Origin of the sequence: uncultured Lactobacillus sp., assembly GCF_944327175.1 — a bacterium.
GTDB lineage: Bacteria > Bacillota > Bacilli > Lactobacillales > Lactobacillaceae > Lactobacillus.
The window spans coordinates 21,202-42,017 of record NZ_CALVGT010000051.1; the positions used below are offsets into that span (position 1 = coordinate 21,202).

A 20,816-nucleotide genomic window follows, 5' to 3' on the forward strand; every position below is an offset into this window, starting at 1 on the left:
AGTTTATAATCTAAAGCTTGGAGATGTTTTATTTTGCCAAAGAACACCTATGATGATTCTTCAATTCAAATTCTGCACGGGCTGGAGGCAGTCCGCAAGCGGCCGGGGATGTATATCGGGTCAACCGACATCCACGGCTTGAACCAGTTGGTCTATGAAATCGTCGACAACTCCGTCGACGAAGCCATGGCTGGTTTTGGCCAGGAAATCAACGTGACTATCCACGAGGACAATTCCGTGACTGTGCAGGACTTCGGCCGGGGGATGCCGACAGGGATGCATGCCTCAGGCCGGCCAACCATTGAAGTCATCCTTACTGTCCTGCATGCCGGCGGCAAGTTCACGGAGCAGAACTACAAGACTTCTGGCGGTCTGCACGGGGTCGGCTCTTCCGTGGTCAACGCCCTGTCCAGCTACATGAAGGTGCACGTGGTGCGTGATGGCAAGGCCTACGAGGAAGAATTCCAAAATGGCGGTCACCCAATCGGCACCCTCCGCTGCCTGGGGGCGACCAAGGAAAAGACCGGGACCACGATCACTTTCAAGCCAGACCCGATGATTTTTTCAACGACTAAGTACAACTACGAGACCATTCAGGAAAGAATCCGGGAATCGGCCTTCCTGCTTAAAGGAGTCAAGTTTACTTTAACGGACGAACGGACGCCAAACCACCACGACGTCTTCCAGTATGACGACGGGATTGAAAGTTTCGTTGCCTACCTCAACGAAGGCAAGGGGACGATCGGCAAGGTCTTTTACTTTGAGGGCAGCCAGGACGGGATGGAAATCGAATTTGCTGGCCAGTACAGCGATTCATACTCAGAGAACTTTGTTTCCTTCGTCAATAATGTCCGGACTGCTGACGGCGGCTCCCATGAGGTCGGGGCCAGAAGCGGCTTTACCCGGGCCTTTAATGACTATGCCAAGAAGCAGGGGCTTTTGGGCAAGAAGGACAAGAACCTGGAAGGGTCCGACTACCGGGAAGGGCTCAGTGCCGTTTTAAGCGTCAAGATCCCGGAAGAAATGCTGGAATTTGAAGGGCAGACCAAGGGCAAGCTGGGGACCCCCCAGGCCAGAAGCGCGGTCGACAGCATCGTGTACGAGAAATTGTCTTACTACCTGCTGGAAAACGGGGAATGGGCCCAGGACCTGGTCAAGAAGGCCCAAAGGGCCCGGGATGCCAGAGAAGCCGCCAAGAAGGCCAGAGATGAGTCCAGAAATGGGAAGAAGCGGCACAAGAAAGAAGTCCTGTCCGGGAAATTAACCCCGGCCCAGTCCAGAAACCCCAAGAAAAACGAGCTTTTCTTAGTCGAAGGTGACTCAGCCGGCGGCAGTGCCAAGCAAGGCCGGGACCGCCGCTTCCAGGCCATCCTGCCTTTGCGGGGGAAGGTCTTGAACACCCAGCGGGCCAAGCTGGCGGATATTTTTAAGAACGAAGAAATCAACACGATGATCCACACGATCGGGGCTGGAGTCGGGACAGAATTCAAGATCGAAGACTCCAACTACGACAAGATCATCATCATGACTGACGCCGACGACGACGGAGCCCACATCCAGATCCTGCTTTTGACCTTCTTCTACCGCTACATGCGGCCGATGATCGAAGCAGGCAAGGTTTACATCGCCCTGCCGCCGCTTTACAGAATCAGCAAGAAGCAGACCAACCTTTACGCCTGGACCGATGAAGAGCGTGACGAGGATGAGAAGAAGATCGGCAAGGGATACGCCCTGCAGCGCTTCAAGGGGCTGGGGGAAATGAACGCAGACCAGCTCTGGGAGACGACTATGAATCCGGAAAGCCGGATGCTGATCCGGGTCAGAATCGACGATGCCCAGTTGGCTGAACGCCGGGTGACCACCTTGATGGGGGACCAGGCTTCCGCCAGAAGAAAGTGGATTGAGGAAAACGTCAAGTTCCGCCTTGGCGATGAAGAGTCGATCTTAGACAAGGTAAATGATTAGGAAGGAAGCAGTATATGCCAGAAACTCACGAGCGGATTCGTGAAATGCCTTTGGAACAGGTCATGGGCGAACGCTTTGGCCGCTATTCCAAATATATTATTCAAGAACGGGCCCTGCCGGACATCCGCGACGGGCTCAAACCCGTGCAAAGGCGGATTCTTTACGCCATGTACCGGGACGGCAACACGGCTGACAAGCCTTTTAAGAAGGCAGCCAAGGCCGTCGGTAACATCATGGGTAATTACCACCCGCACGGCGACAGCTCTATTTACGGGGCCCTGGTTTTCCTGTCTCAAGACTGGAAGATGAGAGAGCCATTGATCGAAATGCACGGCAACAACGGGTCCATGGACGGTGACAGTCCTGCTGCCATGCGTTATACGGAATCCCGCCTGGCCAAGATTTCCAATGTCCTGTTGGAAGACATTGACAAGGAAACCGTGCCAATGGTGCTCAACTTCGACGACACCGCTTATGAACCGACGGTTTTGCCGGCCCGCTTCCCTAATCTTCTGGTCAATGGGTCAACTGGGATTTCCTCTGGTTATGCTACGGAAATTCCGCCTCACAACCTGGGCGAGATTTTGGACGCCACTATCCACCTGCTTAAGCACCCGGACGCCAGCCTGGAAGACCTGATGACTTTTGTTAAAGGGCCAGACTTCCCAACTGGCGGGATCGTCATGGGCAAAAAGGGCTTGCGGGATGCCTACAAGACCGGTAAGGGCCGGATTCAAGTCCGGGCCAAGACCCAAATTGAAGAGATCCGGGGTCACCGCCAGCAGATCGTGGTGACAGAAATACCTTACCTGGTCAACAAGGCCCAGCTGGTCAAGAAGATCGACGAAATCCGGGTCAGCCGGGAACTGGATGGGATCAGTGAAGTCAGAGATGAAACTGACCGCCATGGTCTCTCCATCGTCATCGAACTTAAGAAGGACGCTGACGCCCAGAACATCCTCAACTACCTTTTAAAGAATACTGACCTGCAGGTTTCCTACAATTTCAACATGGTGGCCATTGACCACATGACTCCGGTTCAAGTGGGCCTTAAGCGGATTTTAGCTGCTTACCTGGAGCACGAAGAAGAAGTCGTCACCAAGCGGACCCAGTTCGACTTGAAGAAGGCCTCAGACCGGCTAGAAATCATCCAGGGCTTGATCAAGGCTATGAGCATCTTGGACCGGGTGATCAAGGTTATCCGGGCTTCCAAGAACAAGTCTGATGCCAAGAAGAACCTGGTAGCCGAATTTGCCTTCACTGACCGGCAGGCTGAAGCCATCGTCTCCTTGCAGCTTTACCGCTTGACCAATACTGACGTTTTGGCCCTGCAGGCTGAAGAAGAGGAACTGAAGGGCAAGATCGCGGCTTACGAGAAGATATTGGCGGATCCGAAAGTTTTACAAAAGGAAATTATCAAGGAACTACGGGCCGTCAAGAAGGAATTTGGCTCAGACCGGCTGAGTGAAATCAGCGATGAAACGGCTAGAGTCGAAGTTGATGAAAAGGCCTTGATCACGGAAGAATCCGTCCGGGTCTTGATCAGCCGCGACGGCTACATCAAGCGGTCATCAATGCGGTCCTTCCAGTCAACAGAAGCCGGTGACAATGGCCTGCCGGAAACTGACCGGGTGGTTTATGAAGGGACTCTGTCGACTTTGACCAACCTTTACCTCTTCACCAACCACGGCAACTTGATCTACCGGCCGGTACACGAGCTGGTTGAAAGCAAGTGGAAGGATGTTGGCCAGCACCTGTCCCAGGAACTGGGCCTGGCAGCTGACGAAAGCATTATCCAGGTCTTTGCCCTAGATAATTTGGATGATCCAGATTTGTCCTTCCTGCTGGCCACAAATGACGGCTTTATCAAGCAGGTGGCCTTGGCCGACCTGCAGCCAACCAGAACTTACAAGTCCCGGGCAATCATGGCCATGAAGATGAAGGGGAAGGACTCCCGCGTCATCACCGTGGACCTGGTCAAGGCTGGTGAAAAACGGGAAATTACCCTCTTTACCAACCAGGCCTTTGCCCTTAAATATGACATTGCTGAAGTTCCGCAAGTCGGGGCTCGGGCAGCTGGGGTCAAGTCAATCAACTTGAAAGAAGACGACTATGTCGTTGCCTGCCTGGTGACTGACCCGCAATATGAAGACCTGCTCAAGCTGGGTCTGGTAACCCAAAGAGGGGCCTTCAAGCAGATGCCGCTGAAATTGATCGGCAAGACCAGCCGGGCCAAGCGGGGAGTATTGGTTTTGCGGAACTTGAAGACCAAGCCACACCGGATCGTGGCCTTGAAGGCTTACGGGCAAAACCATGAGATGATCTTGATCACTTCCAGCCTGCGTAAGCAGGTTATCCGGACCAGCGACTACCCAGTCGGCGACCGGCAGAGCAATGGTTCCTTCGTCATCGATGTAAGGACAGATGGGGAAGCCAAAGAGCTGCTCATGGGCCGGCCTTTGCCGGACCAGGCCAGGGATGTCGGCCGCTTGTTCTAAAAAAATCAAAAAGATCGCGAAAAGATTGAACAAAGCGCTGATTTTCTAGTAGACTTAATTAGAGAGAATAATTTTAGCTAAATCTAGAAGGGAAAATTCCAAGATGGAAAAAGAACTGATTTTTGGTCACAGAAACCCAGATACTGACGCAATCGGCACGGCGATTGCCTACTCATACTTCCAAAACCAACATGGCTACAACACTGAAGCCGTTGCTTTGGGTGAAGCCAACGACGAAACTTCTTTTGCCTTGAAGAAGTTCGGCTTTGAAGCACCACGCGTGGTTAAGACTGTCGCAAATGAAGTCAAGGCCATCATGCTGGTTGACCACAACGAACCGCAACAAAGCGTTGAAGACCGGGACCAAGTCAAGGTTACCCACGTTATTGACCACCACCGGATCAGCAACTTCGCGACGATCGACCCCTTGTTCTACCGGGCTGAACCAGTAGGCTGCACTTCCACTGTTTTGTGGGAAATGTTCAAGGAACAAAACATGGAAATTCCAGCTAACATTGCTGGTATCATGCTCAGTGCCATCATTTCTGACACCTTGCTTTTGAAGTCACCAACTACTACTGATATCGACAAGGAAGCAGTTGAAGACCTGGCTAAGATTGCCGGCGTTGACTACAAGGAATACGGTTTGGAACTGCTTAAGGCCGGCACCAACATCGCTGCTAAGTCAGTTGAAGAATTGATTGACCTGGACGCCAAGAGCTTCGAACTGGGTTCAAAGACTGCCCGGATCGCCCAAGTCAATGTTGTTGACGTGCCAGAAGCGCTTGAACGTAAGGACGCCTTCCTGGCAGCCATGGAAAAGGATGCTAAGGCTAACGGCTACGACTTGTTCATGTTGGTAATTACCAACGTTTTGGACTCTGACTCAGAAGTTCTCTTCATCGGGGACGACGAAAGCAAGTCTGTCTTTGGCAAGGCCTTCGGCAAGGAACTGGTTGACTCAGAAGCCCACCTGCCAGGCGTTGTTTCCCGGAAGAAGCAAATCGTTCCACCATTGACCCGGGCATTTGAAGCTTAATCAGCTAAATAACAAAGGAAAAGAATCCAGGCAAGCTGGATTCTTTTTTTGCTACTTTTTAAGCATCCTACTTGTTACTACAATTTTTATTAAAAAGAAAAAGCGCGGCTACGCCGCGCCAAAAAAATACTGTTAACAAATAAATCCGGCAGGAAATTTTGTCAACAGTTATTTTTTTGATTTTATTTTTTACTCGCTTGCTTTATTTGCCAGCATATTGCTTAAGCTGATCAAACTGATTCTTCAGTTCCAAGTCTAAGTAATATGGCTGCTTGACTGGCAGACAGACTTGCCCATATAAGGCAAAAAGGTAGGCCAGTTCTTCCTTCCAGCGGCCGATTTCTTCATCCAGGCCATCCAGGCCCTCATTTAAAAGGGTGTGGAGGAAGTGATTGGCCACGCCTACAAATTTTCCGCCCAGGGCCAGGCCCTTGAAGACGTCCAGCGGATTTCTGACCCCGCCAGAGACGATTAGCTGCTTGGTCAAAGGCGCCGCTAAAAGGGCAGCCAGGGCCGTTGGCAGGCCGCAGTCGTTCAAATACGCCATAGGGTGGGGGTTGCGGGAGTTTTCGATTTGGGCGAAATTGGTGCCGCCAGCTCCCCCGATATCGAACCAGCTAAAGCCAGCTGCCTGCAGCTTTTGCAGGCAGACTGGATCCAGGCCGCTGCCGACTTCCTTGACGATGACTGGCACGCCAGCTGCTTCTTTAATCTCCAGCATCCGGTCCAGCCAGACAAAGTCCCGGTCGCCTTCAGGCATGGGGATCTCCTGGGCCACGTTAAGGTGGATCTGCAGGGCATCTGCTTGTAGATCCTTGACGATCTTGGCAGCCGCCTTAGCTGGAGTCAAAGGATTAACATTAGCAAACAAGAGGCCGTCTGGATTGGCTTCTCTAGCTACGTAAAAAGACTCCAGCTGGTCCTCTTCCTTGGTCAAGATGCTGGCTGAACCCAAGGCCAGGGCAATTTGCTGCTTATTGGCAATTTCACCCAGCTGCCGGTTGATCTGCCTGGATTTTTCCGACCCGCCAGTCATCGCGTTGATGAAAAAGGGGGCGGCCAGCTCTTTGCCAAACCAGGTCGTCTTGACCGTGTCTAGGTCAACTTGGCTTTCTGGCAGGGCCGGGCGGAGCAGGTGAATCTGGTCAAAGGAATTCGCTTTTTGGGCATTAAAAAACATCTGTGTCAAAGCCAGATGTTCTTCTTTTCTTATAGATCTTTGTGACATCGCAATGCTCTTAGTAGGTTAATTCAGATTGGTGAATGTGAAATTCCAGGGGCAGGATGTTGTTCTTGACCCATTCCTTGCGGAGGCGGTCAATATCGGTGTCCTTGTTGACGATGACGATACCGCAGTCGCCGTTGCCCGCGCCGCTGGTCTTGGCCGCGCCGCCAAACTTGTTGGCAATTTCGATCAGCTCAGTCAAGCGGGGAATTTCGATAGCAATATTGTTGATAGCGGCAAAATGCTGCAGCAAGCGGCGGTTGATGCCGATCTGCTTTTGAATCAAAGCGATGTTGGCTTCTTCAAAACCGCGGATCATCTGCAAAACGCACTTGCGTGAGTCTGCCAAAAACTTGGCATATTCAGTCCGCAGGTTGTTCTTATTGGCGTTAGTCTTGTCAACAAGGCGGGAAGTTGAAGCCGGCTGCTGGCTCCAGCCAATCAGGAGCTCCATGCCCTTCGGCGGAACCAGCTGCTGGATCTTCAAACCTGGCCAGGCTTCACCGACCACTGCTGACAGGGACTTACTTGCCAGTTCTTCTTTCAGCCAGAGCTTATTGAAGGTCTGGTAGGCGATCCAGCCGCCGTAGACGCTGGCCGCGATATCGCCGGCGCTGCCGTTGCCTTGGACTGAGTAGTGAGAAATTGTGGAGAGCTTGTAAATCAGGTCCTTGCTTGCCTGGACACCATAAAAGCGCAGGATTGCCTTGACCGTCGCGACCGTGACCGCGGCTGAAGAACCCAGGCCGTACTTCTTGCCATCTGCTGAATCCAGGTCAGAATTGACAAACAAGTCGTAAACGTCCATCTTGACCTTCTGTTCCAGGCAGTATCTTTCAGTGAAAGAAATTGCGGACAGGATGTATTCAAAAGGATTGTCCCGGTTGTCGATCACCATCTTTGACCCCCGTCTGACCCAGTGAATGGAATCTTGGGAGTATTGCTTGGAGTGAATCAAACCAGTATCGCTGCTGCTTGGCTTGATTGACACCCTGACGTATTGGTCAAGGGCGACCAGAATGGCTGGACAATCTTGTTCCAAAACAGCGTATTCCCCGGCAATGTAAAGCTTGCCTGGTGCTTTTTCAGTAATCAAAAAAACTCTTCCTCTTATTCTTTTAATTTTTTCTTTTTATATTACGTCCTCAGACATTATAGCCAATTAAATAAGCTTTAGTCCAACAGAGTGACTCCTGGACCAAAACCTGCCTCAATAATCTTAACACGATCAAAGGAGGACTCAAAGCAATTAATAATATCTTTAGAATTTTTCCCCTGGCAGAGGACCTTGACGTTCGGGCCGGCGTCAATGGTGTAGTAGCACTCCAGCCCTTGCTGGCGCAGATCCTGGACCAGCTTGATGGCCTTGATGGTATTCGGCTCAAAATAGGTAAAGCCGGGGACAGCGGTGAAGGTTAAAGTATGCATCTCACTGGCATTTAATTCAGCCAGAGAACCCAATTTGCTAAAGTCAGCCTGCTTAATCGCTTCTTCCATCTCCTTGATCTCACTGTCATTTCTGTCCAGCCAGACCTGGTAGAAGGGGGAGCTCTTGCTCATTTCCATCCCCTTGGTTGAAGAAATCTTCTTTTCCTGGTCGTTGATTTCAACGGCCAAAAGACGCAGGTCCATGTCCGGCTTTTCGTCCAGCGGGTAGGCGTAAGAAGTCTGGTCGCTATCGCCTTTTTTCCAGACGGAAAAACCGCCGAAAACAGATCTTGAAGCTGAGCCCGATCCCATCCGGGCCATTCTGGACAATTCCCGCCGGTCAACGCCTAACTGGTAGTGGTCGGCAAAAGCCGCTGCCATGGCGGCGAAGGCTGAACTGGAAGAGGCCAGGCCAGCCGCGGTTGGCACCTGGTTGACCGATTCAACCGCCAAATTTCCTTTAAGCCCGAAGCGGTCCTGCATGGCCCAGAGGTAGGCGAAAACGCGGTCAGCAGCCGGACCGGAAATGGCTTGGCCGTTTAATTTAAAAGACATTTGCTCACTGTCTGAGATTTTGGTGTCGCTGTAGAAGGCATCCAAGGTCATGGACAGGCTGGACATGAGCGGCAGGCGCAATTTGGCATCCTTCTTGCCCCAGTACTTGATCAAGGCAATATTGGTATGGGCGCGGGCAGTTTTACTCATCTGTTTCACATTCCTTTACTGTGTAATTCTGTTTTTTAATAATTTTTGGGCAAAAATTAAATCTCTTCAATCCAGTAGTTACTGATTTCTGCCTGGCAGGCCTGGGCAATCTCTTCGCAGGAAGCGGCATCCTTGCAAAGGGCGATGATGATTCCGCCCAGGCCGCCGCCGGACAACTTGCAGCCTAAAGCCCCGCCTTTATCAGCAATCTGGCAGATCCGGTCGATCTTGCTTGTCGACAAGTTAAAGGAAGCTAAAAGCTCCTGGGCCTGGTTGAAGAATTTACCAACGCTCTCCGGGTCTTGCTCGAGCCAGGCAGCTTTGACTTCGTCAGCCAGTTGTCCCAGCTTGTGCATTCTAACTTGCGCGTCAGGTGACTCATTTAAAAGCTTGGCGACCATAGTAACGGCTTCTCTGGTATTGCCCAAATCGCCCGTGTCCATGATCAAAAGTCTGGCGCCTAATTTTGAGGAGAGCTTTTTTACGCCCTTTTGCTTATTAAAAAAGACCAGGTAATCGGAATTGACCGTGGCCGCGTCCAGGCCGGAAGCCTTGCCGTGGTTGATCGTTTCTGCCTGGTTGGTGATGGCCATAACTTCACTTGCACTTAACTGCAAGCCCAGGTATTGGCTTAAGGCCACGGTAGTACCGTAAGCGACGGTAGCTGAGGAGCCAAGTCCGCGCTCCATGGGAATTTCCCCGGTATAGGTAAGCTTGATCTGGGGACTTTTCCCGCTTCTGGCCAAAAGCTCCTTGACGACATACTTAAGGCCGTTATAGTCAGCCGGCGCGTCAAAAAAAGGGCCCTGGTAGAGCTTGGTGTCCATCCAGACCGGACCGGCATAATCACTGACGGTTGTCTTGATGTGCAGGGCCTGAATTGGCAGGGCCAGGGCGTCATAGCCGTAAACAACGGAATGCTCGCCGATCAAAATTACTTTTCCATGAGCAGTACATGAAGTCTGCAAAAAGAATCACCTCAAAAAATCAATTTATTAGTTCGGTTAACGTTTGCTTAGAATCAATGGCAATCAGTTTCCAAAAAGGAAAGAGATTGATAAAATTTAGATTGACCGATTAGTCAACAAAGGAGTGGAAGCAATGATCAAAATTATAACCGGCAGACAGTCCGATCCCCTGCAAACTGAGATCATCGGCCGGGCTGCCCGCAATTATCTGGCCCAGCCCGGCAAAGATACCTTTATTATTGTTCCAAACCATATCAAGTTTAACACAGAAGTTGCCGCAATAGGCAAAGTCGCCCAACTTCAAGGGCGGGAAGAGACCAGCGTCAAGAACCTGCACGTCCTGTCCTTTTCCCGTCTGGCCTGGTTTTTCTTTAAAAAGGCCGACCTGCTTATGCCTGAAAGCCTGGATGACGCTGCCGCGACCATGATTTTGGAGCAGATCATCGACAAGCGCAGAGATGATCTCCTGCTTTTCAAAAATTCCCACGCCAATTCCGGCATGATTAAGCAGGTCTACAGCACGATCCTGCAGGTTCATACTGGCCAGCTAGACCTGGGCAATCTTTTAGAGCGGGCAGCTGATCCGGCAGTGGCCTTGGACCTGGATAATGAGACCAGGGACAAGCTGCACGACCTGGACTTGATCTACCAGGACTTTTTAGAAATCGTTAGTGAAAAGCACTTTGCCACCAAGGATGAATTAAACATCCAGCTGAATCAGCTTTTGGCCAGCCGGCCGGACCTGGTCAGCCAGGCCAGCTTCTACGTGACTGATTTCTCCCATTTTTCCATTCAGGAAAAAATGACCATGCAGCTGCTGGCGGCTTTTGCCAGTGACATGACTTTTGCCTTCAAGACGGCTGACGGCAGTCTGCTTGAACCCGTGGCAGGTGAATACGACTACGTGGTTCAGAAGACGATCAAGGACTTGACCGGCTATTTCTCTGCCCATGACTTTGCCTGGGAGAGAGAAAAAATCGCCAGTCCAGCCAGTCCGGCCAGAGACTTGAACCGTGCCTGGCAGGGCCAGGGCCAGCCGGATTTAAACAACCTCCAGCTGGTTAAGGCAGATTCCCGCTACGCTGAAGCATATTTCGTGGCCCGGACCATCTATGACCAGGTAGCTTTAAAGGGCTGCCAGTACCGGGACTTTTTGGTCCTGGCCCCGAATTTGCAGGAGTATGAAACTTACCTGGCCCCGATCTTGCGGCAAAACCAGATTCCCTTCTTTGACGATCTGCAGCAGCAAATGAAGTACCACCCCCTGGTGATTTTACTGGAGAATTTGGGCAAGCTTCTCCAGCAGGCAGGAGACACGCCGGCTCTTTTGGGCATCATGAAGACCCGCCTCTTGATTCCTGACTGGTATTTAGATGGGGATGCAGAAGCCGGGGAAGCCGCGTATTTACGTGACGTCGACCAGCTGGAAAACTTTGCCCTGGCCCACGGAATCAAGTACAGCCTTTGGCAAAAGCCCCTTAAGGACTTTACCAAAGCCCAGGTCATCGCCCTGGACCAAGAACAGTACCAAAAGCGGCTGGACCGTTTGGACAAGCTGCGGGACTTTTTTGTCAGCAAGATCTCCCGGCTCTCTAGTCAGCTCAAGGCTGAAAAAGACAGCATGACCGCTGTTAAGCTCTTCTTTGACTTCTTGGTCAAAAACGGGGTCAGTGCCCGCCTGGAAGCCTGGCGCTTAAAGTCCAGCGAGGAGGGAGACCTGCAGCAGGCCCAGCAGCCGGAGCAGTGCTGGAATCTGCTTTTGTCTCTACTTAAAGACTACCTTTTGGTCAACCCGGAAAACTTTGCCTGGGCTGACTTCTTTAAAATGCTGACGGCGGCCTTTTCCCAGGCCAATTTCGCGACGATTCCAGCCAGTCTGGACGCGGTTACTTTATCAGAATACGGGATGGTGCAGACCAGCAGCTACAAGCAGGTCTTCATTATCGGGGCCGCTAATGGCAGCCTGCCGCAAATCAGCGATCAGCCTAACTTTTTGACCACGGAAAACCTGACAAGCCTGGCAGACTTTTTTGACCAGGAGGCCTACCTGGAAGACAGCCAGCAGCTGCGTAACCTGGACCAGGAGTACCAATTCGGCAATGCCCTGGCCCTGGCCTCTGACCGGGTCTACATTTCCTATCCGGTAATCAATTCCAATAACGACCTGCTGGATCCTTCCATTTACTACAAGCGCCTGCTGAAGATAGTCGACGGCCGGGAATACCGGCAAAGGGACCTACCGGATAACGCTGAAAAAGACCGGACAGAATTTGCCCGCCAGCTTTTGCTTTTCTTGACCAGTCCAAGGGCCAGCTTAGGCTACCTGGCCTACGCTGAGGAAAATTCTGCCCAAAGCCCGCTGGTGGCCAAGCTGGTCAAACTCAGCCGGCAGTATGAGGGAGAAAAGGCAGAAGAAATCGCGGAAGGGATGGCTTACGACAACAATCCGCAAGACATCTCAGAAGACCTGGCTGAGCGTCTGTACGGCAAAGACCTGTTGTCTTCAGTCTCCCAGCTGGAAAGCTACTACCAGAATTCCTTTGAATATTTCCTTAACTATGGTCTGCGCCTGCGGCCCCGGGCAGAAAACGAGCTGAACGCCATCCAGTCCGGCAACTATTTCCACCGGACCTTTGAGCTCTTGCTCAAGGAAATGCAGAAGAAAAATATCGAAATTGACAAGCTCAGCGAGCTGGACCTGGAACTTTTGCTCAAGCAGGTCAGAAGCGAGATCCTGCAAGAACCCCTCTACCAGCAGTTCTTGCGTGATCCTTTCAATGAATATCTCTTCAAGGCCTTTGACAAGACGACCAGCAAGGTGGCCCAAAGCTACCGGCGCAAGAGGCAGGAAAGCAAGATGCGGGCCACTTACGGGGAGTTGGCCTTTGGCCCAACTGAAAAGCTGGCTGGCCTGGTCTTGCCTTTGAAGAAGTTTGCCGGCCAGCGGAAGATCAGCCTCCGGGGCAAGATCGACCGGGTCGACCTCTTTAACGGGGACCAGCACGTTTTAGGTCAGCTGATTGACTACAAGTCTTCTGACCACAGCTTCAACCTGGCCCGCTTTGCCAGCGGGGTGGACCTGCAGATGATCGCCTACCTGGACGTTCTGGAAAAGAACCGGGAGCTCTTGGCCGACGGGCGGCAGTTTGACCTCCTGGGGGCTTTTTACCAATATGTCACCCGGAAGCTGAATTCTATCAATTCGTCATCAACAGGGGCCTTATTTGACAGCAAGCTGCAGCTGAAAGAGAACCTTTTGGGCGGGGAAGACAAGTTGAAATTGTCCGGGGTCTTTGTCAGTGAGCCAGCCTGGTACCAAGAAGTCGACAAAGTCCTGGAGAAAAAGTCATCCAGTCCGGTCTACCGGGGCCTCAAGCTGAACAAGAGCGGAGGCTTTGGCAAAAAAGACAACTTTTTCAGCCAAGATGAAATGTGGGAGCTGCTGGAATACGTCGAAGCCTTGATTGAGGACGCGGCCAGCGAGATTTTGAGCGGGCAGATTGCCTTGAATCCTTTCCGGCAAGGCAACAATACCGGCCTGGCTTATAGCGACTACAAGGATATCTTCTACTTTGACCAGCAGCTGCCAACTAACTTTTACCGGGACCTGCCAAGCCTTAAAAAGGTAGATCTGCTGGCCTTGGTAGAAAAGCGGCTGCGGCAGAGGGGATAAGGAATGGTACATAGAAAGGAAATAGCATGGCTGTAAAATATACACCAGACCAGGCCAGAGCCATTGAAAGCCGGGGGCAGGACCTTTTGGTTTCAGCCTCTGCCGGCTCAGGCAAAACCAGCGTTTTGGTTGAAAGAGTCATTCGGGAAATCATGGACGACCACTTGGAGGTTAACCAGCTCCTGGTCATCACCTTTACCCGGGCGGCGGCCAGTGAAATGAAGCAGCGGATCAAGCAGCGCCTGCAAGAGCGGCTGCAAGAAGAAACAGACGGCAGCCAGGCCGACTTTTTGCGCCGGCAGCTGGCTGAGATCGATACCGCGATTATTTCCACGATCGACTCCTTCTGTTTGGATGTCATCCGCCGCTTTTACTTCGCGATCGATATCGACCCGGATTTCAGTATTTTGACTGACGCCACCCAGATTGAGCTTTTAAAGGAAAGAGCCCTCAGAGATGTCGAAAACGGCTACCTGCAAAATACGGATCAAGTGAAAAAAGACCGTTTCCTGGCCCTCTATGATGCCTTTACCGGAGACAGCAACGCCAATTCAGCCAGAGACTTGCTTTTGGATTTATACCAATTTGCCATGGCCCGGCCCAACTACCGGGCTTGGCTGCAAAAGCTGGCTGCCTCTTACCAGCTGGAGACCAGCGACGTCGTTGACAGCACCCTCTGGCAGGAGAAAGTCAAGCCTTACCTGGAGGAAGAATTTTCTAATCTGGCGGACAAGCTGACGGCTTTGATGGCCGAAGCCGACTTTGACCATAAAAAGTTTGCCAAGTACCAGCCAGCTTTTACGGCTTTTGCCACCAGTCTGGCCAGCTACCGGGAGAGCCTGGCCACAGATGATCCCTTTGACCGGCAAAGAGAGCTGCTGGCGGCTTGCCAGTTTGACGGGACCCTGCGGACTAACAAGGAGATCGCCGATTTTGTCGAGGAGGCAAAGGGGGTTAAAGAAGCTGGCAAGCAGCTGGTCTTCAATGTCTATACCAGTTTTTACGCAAGCAGCAATGCTGACCAGCAGGCCCTTTTAGCCAAGGGGGCAGAGATTGCCTCAGCGGCAGCGGAAGTCGAACTTGCCTTTATCGACCGCTTTAACGAATTGAAGCGGGCTGACCGGGTCCTGGACTTTAGCGACATGGAGCAGTTGGCCTATGAAATTCTGACCCAAGACAGTTCAAATTCTGACCTGGCCCGGGCCTACTACCAAAGCCGCTTCAAGGAAATCATGGTCGATGAATACCAGGACACCAACGCCCTGCAGGACGGCTTGATCCAGCGGCTGAAAAAAGCCGGGAAGAACAACCTCTTCATGGTTGGGGACGTCAAGCAGTCAATCTACGGCTTCCGCCAGGCGGAACCCAGCCTGTTTATCGCCAAGTATGACGAATATGGCCAGGAAAATTCGGCGGGCAAGCAGCGGATTATTTTTGCCGAAAACTTCCGCTCCAGCCAGCCGGTCACCCAGGCCGTCAACTTGATCTTTGACAGCCTCCTAACCAAGGACTTCGGCGGGATTGATTACCAAAAAGAAGGGCAGCTGAAATTCGCGGCCGGCTATGACCCAGAGGCGGCCCTGCCGACTGAAACAGAAGTCCTCTACCAGGAAGATTCATCGGCAACAGAAGATGACGGGGAGTTGAACCAGGGCGATTTAGCCATGGTCATCAGCCGGATCCAAAAATTGCTTGCCGACCAGACGCCAATTTTTGACCCAAAGACTGGGCAGACCCGGCCGGTCAGCTATGGCGATATTGCCATCCTGACCCGGTCCAAGACCAGCAACCTGGACATCAAGCAGGAATTTGACCGCTACGGGATCCCGCTCTTTGTCATGGATGTCCAGAACTACTTCCAGACCTTTGAGTTGACGGTTATCATGTCCTATTTGAAGATCATCGACAATCCGGACCAGGATATCCCCCTGGTGGCGGTTCTGCGGTCTCCTATCTTCAACTTCTCCAGTTCAGATTTGGCGGAAATCCGTCTGGTTAACAAGAGCACCAGCTTCTACGCGGCTTTAAGAACTTATGCTAAAAAAGATACAGATTTGGCTGCCCGCTGCCGGGACTTTTTGGCCCAATTGCAGGACCTTCGCGACTTTTCCTTGAGCCACCGGATTTCAGAACTTCTCTGGACCATTTACGAGCGGACCAGCTTTTTGGAAATCGTGACGGCCATGACCAACGGCCAGCAGCGCCGGCTCAACTTGACAGCCTTGTACGAAAGAGCCAGCGCCTACGAAAGTTCGGGCTTCAAGGACCTTTACCAGTTCATCAACTTTATTGCCAGAATGCGGAAGAACCAGAAGGACCTGGCCCAGCCGATCCTGAGCGAAAATGCCGGCAACTCAGTCAAGCTGATGACCATCCATGCCTCAAAGGGGCTGGAATTCCCGGTCGTCTTTGTCTTGGGTCTGGAGCACCGCTACAATTACCAGCAAGACATTTCCGGCAGCTATGTCTTAGATGGCAGCGGCCTGGGCTTGTCCTTTGCCTATCCCTTTGATGAAGCGGAATACCGGGCAGATACTTTGGTTAATGCCTGGCTGAAGATTGCCAAAAAGCAGAAGCTGCTGGAAGAAGAAGCCCGCCTGCTTTACGTGGCTTTGACCCGGGCCAAGCAGAAGCTGATTTTGGCGGCCAATATCAAGCTGCCAGCTAGAACCGACCTGGCGGACCTGGAAGAGAAGTGGGCCAAGGAAATTTCCGTTGGCCGCCTGCCTCTTTTGGACAAGATGAAGGTAGCCAAGCCCCTGGACTTTTTGGCCCCGGCTTTAGCCCGCGCCAAGCAGCAGAAGCGGCTGGGTGAAAAAGCCGTCAGCGACCTGGCGATAGGTCAAGAAGGCAGTCTGGTCTTTGTCCACTTTGACCCCAAGAAAGACCAGGCTCAGTTGCCGGTCAATGAGGCCGTGGCAGCCAGCGGGGCAGACTTGACGGAAGATGAAGCAGCCGTCTTTAAGCAGGCAGAAAAGCTCTATGCCTTCAGCCAGGGCGGCTACCCTTACTTGGATGCCAGCCGGACCACGGCTTACCAGGCGGTTTCTGAAATCAAGAAGGCTTTTGGTGACCCGATCGAAGACGAACTGGCTGACGCCCACATTTCAGAACTGCAGTCAGCCAACAGGTATTTGCAGCCGATCGATACTGAACCCGACTTTCTTTTCCAAAATACGGTCAGCTCAGCTGAACTGGGGACGGCCAGCCACCTTGTCTTGCAGTATTATGACTATGCCAAAGGCGACAAGGATGCCATTGATAGCTGCATTACCGGCCTGGTGGAAAAGGGCCGGCTGAGCCAGACCTTGGCCAGCAAGCTGGACCGGGAAGCCTTGTCCTGGTTTGTCAAGAGCGACTTTGCCCAGGACTTTTACCAGCAGCCTGACCGCCTCCACCGGGAGGAAAATTTTGCCACCATCCTGTCGCCGAAGACTTTATTTAAGGATTTCAGCGATTTTCCAGGAGAAATTTTGATTCACGGGACAATCGATGGCTATTATGAAGCAGAGAATGGTATCATTTTATTTGACTACAAGACGGACCATGTTAACCCGCGTAAGCAGGATGAAGCAATTCAGAAGCTGAAAGAGAAGTACCAGGGCCAGCTGCGCCTTTATGAGCGGGCCTTGAATGAATCTGGCCGGCTGCCCGTTTTGAAAAAGTACCTGGTACTTTTGAGCTGCCGGGAAATTGTTGAAGTTGATTAGAAGTTTTTAGGAGTGAAAGGAGCGGAAAATGGCGGATTTTTTTGCCGGCGAAAGCTTCGCGGTCGTTGACTTGGAAACGACCGGGACGCGCAAGGAAGAGGGGGACCGGATCATCCAGTTTGGCTGCGCCATAGTCAAAGATGGTGAAGTGGTTAAAACTTATTCCTTCATGATGAACCCCCACCGGGAAATTCCCCTGGCCGTGACCAATTTGACCGGGATCGACCAGAAGATGGTGGCCGGCCAGGCTGATTTCAAGCACTATGCCCCGAAGATCCGCGAGATCCTGCAGGATACGGTTTTCGTGGCCCATAACGTCAATTTCGACTTTCCTTTCTTGAACTACGAATTGACCAATGCCGGCTTTGAGGCCTTGACCTGCAAGGCGGTTGACACGGTTGAACTGGCCAAGATTGCCTTTCCGACCCTACCTTCTTATAAGTTGCGGGACTTGACGGCCAGTCTGGAGATCAAGCACGCCAACCCCCACAAGGCTGATTCTGACGCCTATGGGACAGCTGTTTTGCTCTTAAAGATCATTGACAAGCTGGCCTCCTTGCCCCAGGCAACTTTGAATGTCCTGGGCTCTTTGGCCAGTGGCCTTATCCGGGACACGGGGGACGTGATCAAGGTGATTGCTGACCAGTCCCGGCAAAGCAGGCGCAAGCTGCCCAAAGACAAGATGCAGGTCCGCAACCTGGTCTTAAAGAGGCAGGAGATTCCCGCGGTTGAGCTTGGGGAAAACGGACATTTCCCAGTTAAAGACGCCGACAAACGCAAGCTTTTTAAAGGCAAGATCAATTACCGGCAAGGCCAAGCGGACCTAATCGACCGCCTGCACGACTTTGTCGAAGATGCCGGGCAAAGGGTCATGCTGGCTGAAGCGCCAAACGGGACAGGGAAGACTTTTGCCTACCTTTTCGCCTATGCCTACCAGCTCTACTCTGGCAAAAAATTAGTGATTGCCACGCCGACCAAGGTCCTCCAGCAGCAGCTCCTGGACCAGGAAATTCCCCAGCTCCTGCGGGTTACTGGCTTAGGATTAAACGCGGAAATGGTCAAGTCCAGCAGCCACTACCTGGATTTAGACGGTTTTGCCCAGAGTCTCTACCAGAATTCGCCCAACAAGGCGACTTTGCTCTTGCAGATGCAGATCCTGGTCTGGCTGACGGAAACGACGACCGGGGACCTGGACGAATTGCAGCTGACTAGCCAGCAGCTGCCGATTTTTAACCAGCTCAAGCACCCCGGGGATGCCCGGGTGGCCAGTCAGTTTGCCAGCGTTGACTTCTGGAACCTGGCCCGCCGCCGGCAGGAGCAGGCCAATATTTTGGTAACCAACCACGCCTACCTGGTCAACCACTACATGGACTCTATCTGGGGGCAGAACCCTTATCTGGTAATTGATGAGGCCCATCGCTTCAGCGAAAACCTGCAGACAGCACGGACGGACTCCCTGCGTCTGGAAGCGATTTGGGGCAGCATCAGTCACCTGCGCAACTTGCTCTACTTTACGGACAACAACCTGCTCAGGCAAAGCGAGGAAAATGTCCAGCTGCAATTCATGCTGGACCTCTTGGACCAGGAGAGCCTGGACTTGATTCACAGCTTGAACCGGATGCAAAAGTACCTCTACCAGCACAAGGGGCAGGCAATTAGCCAGGTCGTTTTACCCAACAAGAGCCTGCAACTGACCATCCAGGGCCAGGACCTTTTCCCGGAAAACTCCCAGTTTAAGCCCCTGCTTAGACAGTTCCAGCAGCAATTAGAACAGGTCCGGATCCATACCAACCAGATCCGCTACTTGCTGGAGCAGGAAAAAGACCGCTTTTTAACGGATGAGGAATCTTTGCTGGAAGAATTGAACGACCAGGTTGACTTGTTGGAATACTACACGGAAAAGAGCTACCAGCTGGCTGACCTCTTGAACCAGCCGCTCTTAGGTCATCTGGGCTTCGTGGTCAACGTGACCAACCCTGAGGATGCCCTCAGCAGCAACCTCCACTGGCTCAGTCTGGACAGTTCTGAAGAATTGCATAAAATTTACGACCGCTTTGACCATATCAGCATGATCAGTGCGACAATAACTAATGACGGCAATTTTGATTTTGCCAAGCAGGTCCTGGCCCTGCCGAATTTGGGTGTTTCCTGCTATAAGGGCAAGGCCAGCTTCCCGATGGCTGACCATCTGGAGATTTTGGCCATGGAAGAGGGGCAGCCGGAACCGGACAGCCCGCGTTTTTTGGAAGAATTGAAAAATATCTTGACCAGGGATCTAAGCGGGCAAAAGCACGTCTTATGCCTGTTTACCAACCTGGACTTGATCAAGCAGCTCTACTTTGAACTGCTGAATGATCCCCGGGTTAAGGACTATGAGCTCCTGGCCCAGGGCTTGACGGGGTCAAATGAGCGGATCACCCGCCGCTTTGTCATCGCTGAACGGTCAATCTTGCTGGGAGCGGATAGCTTTTGGGAAGGGGTGGACTTCCACAATTGCGGGATCGACCTGGTTATCGCGACCCGCCTGCCATTTGAGTCCCCGGATCTGCCGGAGGTTAGCCTCAGGCAGCATTACCTGGCCCAAAGAGGCTGGGACGTCTTTCAAGAGGACTCCTTGCCCCGGTCGATTCTCCGCCTGCGGCAGGGATGCGGCCGCTTGATCCGGGGCGAGGATGATCATGGGCAGTTTTTGATCCTGGATCCCCGGATCTGGACCAAGAGCTATGGCCCGGCCTTTAGGTCCAGCCTGCCGGCTCCGGTGCAAAAGGTTAAAGCGAGTGAGTTAAAAAAGAAGTTGAAGTTCGAGAGGAAAAATGCTTAACGAAAGAGTCAAAAATGTCTTGCAGTATCTAGCCTGGCTGGTCTTCTTCCTGTTTTTGCTTTACGCGGGAACAGTGGCGGTTGTTGCTAAGGCAGCTAAGCCGTACAGTCAGCAGAAAGAGAAGGTCGCCAAGCTGGTCAAGCAGACTTCCATGAAGCAGATCGACAAGTACTACCACCTGAGCAGGGGCGTCAAATCATATTCCGCCAGCGGAAAAACCAGCAAGGGCAAGGCAGCTTACTTTATCTATCTGCCAGCTTCCCGGAAGGCTTACTATTATTCAGCTAGTGACGGCGTCAGCGAAAGCACGGTTAAATCCAGTTTTCAGAAGTCTTACCCAAAAAAGACCATCAAGGAAGTCAACCTGGGCTGGTATCAAAAGCAGGCCGTCTGGGAAGTCACGGCAGTCAACGCAGACGGCAGCTACTGCTATGCCATCTACAAGTTCAAGGATGGCCAACTCCTGTCTCTGGTCGATAAGTTATAGAAGATTAGGCAAAAATCTGCTATCATGGATAGAGTTATAAAAAATAAGGTGGAATTAAAAGAATGACAGAATTGATTTCAATCAGAGAATCAGCCAAGCACGTTGACGAAGAAGTCAGAATGCATGTCTGGCTGACCGACAAGCGGTCCAGCGGGAAGATCGTCTTCCTGCAATTAAGAGACGGCACGGCCTTCTTCCAAGGCGTTGTCCGCAAGAACGCCGTTAGCGAGGAAGTTTTTGAAGCAGCCAAGGGCCTGCGCCAAGAAGCCAGCTTCTACATCACCGGGACCATCCATG

General features: G+C 52.1%; 12 protein-coding genes. 8 read left to right on the forward strand and 4 right to left on the reverse strand.

Going from position 1 to position 20,816, the window contains the following annotated elements; translation table 11 throughout:
• Window positions 1-30 precede the first annotated feature (30 nt).
• From parE to Q0J41_RS06690, 3 genes are all read left to right on the forward strand, one after another.
• Window positions 31-1,965, forward strand: a complete 1,935-nt coding sequence (gene parE, locus Q0J41_RS06680; RefSeq protein ID WP_296227624.1) for a DNA topoisomerase IV subunit B — start codon at window positions 31-33, stop codon at window positions 1,963-1,965.
• A gap of 14 nt (window positions 1,966-1,979) precedes the next feature.
• A complete protein-coding gene (gene parC, locus Q0J41_RS06685; RefSeq protein ID WP_296227606.1) occupies window positions 1,980-4,463 on the forward strand; it encodes a DNA topoisomerase IV subunit A in 2,484 nt (827 codons plus the stop codon).
• Window positions 4,464-4,566: 103 nt separating this feature from the next.
• Window positions 4,567-5,502, forward strand: coding sequence for a manganese-dependent inorganic pyrophosphatase (locus tag Q0J41_RS06690; RefSeq protein WP_296227607.1), 936 nt, complete (start codon window positions 4,567-4,569; stop codon window positions 5,500-5,502).
• A gap of 202 nt (window positions 5,503-5,704) precedes the next feature.
• Here the strand turns inward: Q0J41_RS06690 and fni are convergent, their stop codons facing one another.
• The 4 genes from fni to mvk form a co-directional block, all read right to left on the reverse strand.
• A complete protein-coding gene (gene fni / locus Q0J41_RS06695) occupies window positions 5,705-6,730 on the reverse strand; it encodes a type 2 isopentenyl-diphosphate Delta-isomerase (protein WP_296227608.1) in 1,026 nt (341 codons plus the stop codon).
• A gap of 10 nt (window positions 6,731-6,740) precedes the next feature.
• Window positions 6,741-7,823, reverse strand: a complete 1,083-nt coding sequence (locus Q0J41_RS06700) for a phosphomevalonate kinase (RefSeq protein ID WP_296227609.1) — start codon at window positions 7,821-7,823, stop codon at window positions 6,741-6,743.
• Between the two features lie 77 nt (window positions 7,824-7,900).
• The gene (gene mvaD / locus Q0J41_RS06705; RefSeq protein WP_296227611.1) at window positions 7,901-8,860 is read right to left on the reverse strand and encodes a diphosphomevalonate decarboxylase; all 960 of its coding nucleotides are present in this window, start codon (window positions 8,858-8,860) and stop codon (window positions 7,901-7,903) included.
• A gap of 56 nt (window positions 8,861-8,916) precedes the next feature.
• Complete coding sequence (mvk, locus tag Q0J41_RS06710) at window positions 8,917-9,828, reverse strand: mevalonate kinase (protein WP_296227612.1); 912 nt, start codon at window positions 9,826-9,828, stop codon at window positions 8,917-8,919.
• A gap of 133 nt (window positions 9,829-9,961) precedes the next feature.
• Here mvk and Q0J41_RS06715 point away from each other — a divergent pair, with 133 nt between their 5' ends.
• The 5 genes from Q0J41_RS06715 to Q0J41_RS06735 all read left to right on the forward strand — a co-directional run.
• Window positions 9,962-13,501, forward strand: a complete 3,540-nt coding sequence (locus tag Q0J41_RS06715; protein ID WP_296227615.1) for a PD-(D/E)XK nuclease family protein — start codon at window positions 9,962-9,964, stop codon at window positions 13,499-13,501.
• A 26-nt stretch (window positions 13,502-13,527) separates the two neighbouring features.
• Entirely contained in the window at window positions 13,528-17,211 is a 3,684-nt protein-coding gene (addA, locus tag Q0J41_RS06720) for a helicase-exonuclease AddAB subunit AddA (RefSeq protein ID WP_296227617.1), read from the forward strand.
• Between the two features lie 28 nt (window positions 17,212-17,239).
• Window positions 17,240-20,032: a helicase C-terminal domain-containing protein gene (locus Q0J41_RS06725; RefSeq protein WP_296227618.1), complete on the forward strand. Its 2,793-nt coding sequence runs from the start codon at window positions 17,240-17,242 to the stop codon at window positions 20,030-20,032.
• The gene (locus Q0J41_RS06730; protein WP_296227621.1) at window positions 20,025-20,519 is read left to right on the forward strand and encodes a hypothetical protein; all 495 of its coding nucleotides are present in this window, start codon (window positions 20,025-20,027) and stop codon (window positions 20,517-20,519) included. The genes Q0J41_RS06725 and Q0J41_RS06730 overlap by 8 nt, the downstream gene beginning before the upstream one ends.
• Before the next feature lie 62 nt (window positions 20,520-20,581).
• Window positions 20,582-20,816 (forward strand): OB-fold nucleic acid binding domain-containing protein (locus tag Q0J41_RS06735; protein ID WP_296226934.1); only part of this gene is annotated, 235 nt, incomplete at its 3' end.

Coding starts and splice junctions, on each gene's coding strand:
- Q0J41_RS06730 (WP_296227621.1), top strand. CDS start 20,025: ATGCTTAACGAAAGAGTCAAAAATGTCTTGCAGTATCTAGCCTGGCTG.
- mvaD (WP_296227611.1), bottom strand. CDS start 8,860: ATGAGTAAAACTGCCCGCGCCCATACCAATATTGCCTTGATCAAGTAC.
- addA (WP_296227617.1), top strand. CDS start 13,528: ATGGCTGTAAAATATACACCAGACCAGGCCAGAGCCATTGAAAGCCGG.
- Q0J41_RS06725 (WP_296227618.1), top strand. CDS start 17,240: ATGGCGGATTTTTTTGCCGGCGAAAGCTTCGCGGTCGTTGACTTGGAA.
- parC (WP_296227606.1), top strand. CDS start 1,980: ATGCCAGAAACTCACGAGCGGATTCGTGAAATGCCTTTGGAACAGGTC.
- Q0J41_RS06690 (WP_296227607.1), top strand. CDS start 4,567: ATGGAAAAAGAACTGATTTTTGGTCACAGAAACCCAGATACTGACGCA.
- fni (WP_296227608.1), bottom strand. CDS start 6,730: ATGTCACAAAGATCTATAAGAAAAGAAGAACATCTGGCTTTGACACAG.
- Q0J41_RS06715 (WP_296227615.1), top strand. CDS start 9,962: ATGATCAAAATTATAACCGGCAGACAGTCCGATCCCCTGCAAACTGAG.